Below are 2,484 nucleotides of genomic sequence, written 5' to 3' on the forward strand. Positions count from 1 at the left end.
GCCGTGGGCTCCATCGACTACTAGACCGGGACGATCCAGTTCTACCCGGCCTTTGACGTCATGGGCCTGAACACCGTGACCCTTTCGGGCCTCCTCTATACCCTCAAGCGGCAATCGACCACGGGCATGACTTGGAGGACCCCCGGGGCCCCATTGCGGCCCGGGTCCCTCTATGTGCAGGCCGAGCGGGCCGACACCGGGACGATGATCACCGGCACGGCCGACGTGGACGGGGTCATTTCCGGGACCGGGGTTGAGGGCCATGTCAACGCCTCCACGGGCGTGGTCACGGTCCATTTTGGCGAGTGGGTCGACGGCGAGGACTGGACCGAGGCCTCATGGTACGACCCGAGCCTGGAGAACGAGGCCGGGCAGGTTTTCAGGCCCCTTCCTGTCCTGGCCGACACAGTCAAATACAACTGCGTGGTCTATTCGTATTTGCCCCTCGACGCCGATTTGATCGGCCTGGATCCGGTCCGGCTCCCCCAGGATGGGCGGGTCCCGGTTTTCAGGAAAGGCGACATCGCCGTGGTCCATCACACCGACATTGACGTCCTGCCCAACCCATTGACGGCAGGGCATACGGCCACGCTTTCCCGGGGCGCCCTGTCCTGGGTTGACCTCCACGACAAAAACGGCCTTTGGGTCCCATCGGCGGGCCTCTACACCGTGGACCTTGCGGCCGGGACTATGGCCTTTGCCGACCCCCTGCCTGACCTTGCGGCCTACGAGCAACCCTTCCAAGTCAGGCACCGGCGGGAGGATATGGTCCTGCTCGGGGACGTTTCCATCAACGGCACGATTTCGGCCGTCGCCCCCCTGACCCATGACTACCCGGCCGACGAAAGCCTAGTCTCAACGGTCCTGCCCATCGGGGATTTGCAGGCCGGGACCGAGAATGAATTTACCCAGGCCACATGGACCTCGGTCTGGTCGGACTCCCGGGTTGGTTCGGGGACCACGGCGCAGTTCAACCTTGTCCAGTATCCGGTCGAGGTCACGAACAAGGGGGCGATTGGGGAGCGGTGGGCGGTCATTTTCACGGGCTCGGACGCCTTCAACATCGTGGGCGAAACCGTGGGCATCATCGCCACGGGCTACACCTCCCAGGACATGGCCCCGGTCAACCCGGCAACCGGGGTCCCGTACTTTTTCCTTGATCACCGGGGATGGGGCACGGGCTGGTCCTCGGGCAATGTCCTCCGCTTCAACACCCGGGCCGCCCATTATCCGGTCTGGGTGGTCAGGACTACATTGCAGGGGCCTGAAACCGAGGCCGAGGATTCTTTCACAATTCAAATCAGGGGGGACGCTAACTGATGGCTGCACCTACTATTTACCGATGGGATGACGCAAACGCCCCGGTCCTGCATTCCAGCTATTCCACCGAGGTCGGCACGGCCGTCAAGGTCCTCAAGGCCTGCCTTGTGGATGGGTACGGGAGCAAGGCCCCGGCTGGCTGGACTATGCCGTTTGCAGACCTTGCCAATGGCAAGGCGGTTTTCCGGCCCCCGGCAGGGACGAGGCTTTTCTTGCGGTGTCAGCACGACGGGAGCCTGGACACGGGGCGGCGTTGTGATTTTGTCGGGTATGAGGGGTTGACCAGTATAGACGTTGGATCGAACGCATTTTTCCCGAATTATGACAGTACGAGGCGAGGGGCGATTCTAGCGTCCGCTACAAGCAACAGCACCACAGGGAGGCCGTGGGTGGTGATTGCAGATGATCGGGGCTTTTATTTCATGGCCTGGGCAAACTCGTCGACCACCGTTGGAGCAAAAGACGCTTGCTCTTGTTTCTACTTCGGGGACGTAACGTCTGTTGTCCCTGGGGACGACCAGTGGAATTGTGTCTTGTGGGGCGGGTTTGTCAATACAGACGTCCGCGCCGTGAATGGCCCAGGGTATTTTGGTTTACCCTCAGCCCCAACAACGACCAACGCCTGCCCTTGCAAAGTGGCTCGCCTTTCAAGCGGGACGATTTCGTCGGAGAAGAATTCCCCGATATCATATTTTGGGCCGGGATGTTTGACTAACCTAGGGACCAAGGCGGGCATGGGCGCGCCCGGTTTGTTTGCTATCCCATACCCTGACGCAAGGGGATGTGTCTATGTTTGCCGCCCGTACCTCCTTAACGTGGAGGCCTCGTCTGCCGTCGGAACGAACCCGAGCGTTCGCGGATATTTCCCAGGCCTTTGGTTCCCCGCCCATGACAAGCCCCTGAATAACTTTTCGACGTTTGAGTTCGGGGTCAAAACCCTAACGGCTTATTGTGCTGGTGGGTATTATGCTGCGGCCGACCAAGGCCAAATCTGGCTTGACCTTTCCGAAGATTGGAGGGCCGCCTGATGCCGACCCTGTACCCCGACTGGTGCGTGCAGAATATTGAACCGCCTGCCCCCCGGTCCTTTGGCAAGCTGGCCGGAACCGTGACCGTGGACGGGGCAGGGGCGGCCCGCAGGGTCGAGATTCAGGACCGCCTGAC

At 61.3% G+C, this 2,484-nt stretch carries 1 protein-coding gene; it reads left to right on the forward strand.

The annotated features are described in order from the left end of the window. The first annotated feature begins 60 nt into the window (after window positions 1–60). On the forward strand, window positions 61–1,320 hold the full coding sequence (locus EOM25_13955) for a hypothetical protein (protein NCC26278.1): 1,260 nt from the start codon (window positions 61–63) through the stop codon (window positions 1,318–1,320). The last annotated feature ends 1,164 nt before the right edge of the window (window positions 1,321–2,484 follow it).

This window comes from Deltaproteobacteria bacterium (genome assembly GCA_009929795.1).
Taxonomy (GTDB): Bacteria; Desulfobacterota; Desulfovibrionia; order Desulfovibrionales; family Desulfomicrobiaceae; genus RZZR01.

What these genes read in the sequence shown, in the direction of transcription:
- EOM25_13955 (NCC26278.1), top strand. Translation starts at nt 61, where the DNA reads ATGGGCCTGAACACCGTGACCCTTTCGGGCCTCCTCTATACCCTCAAG.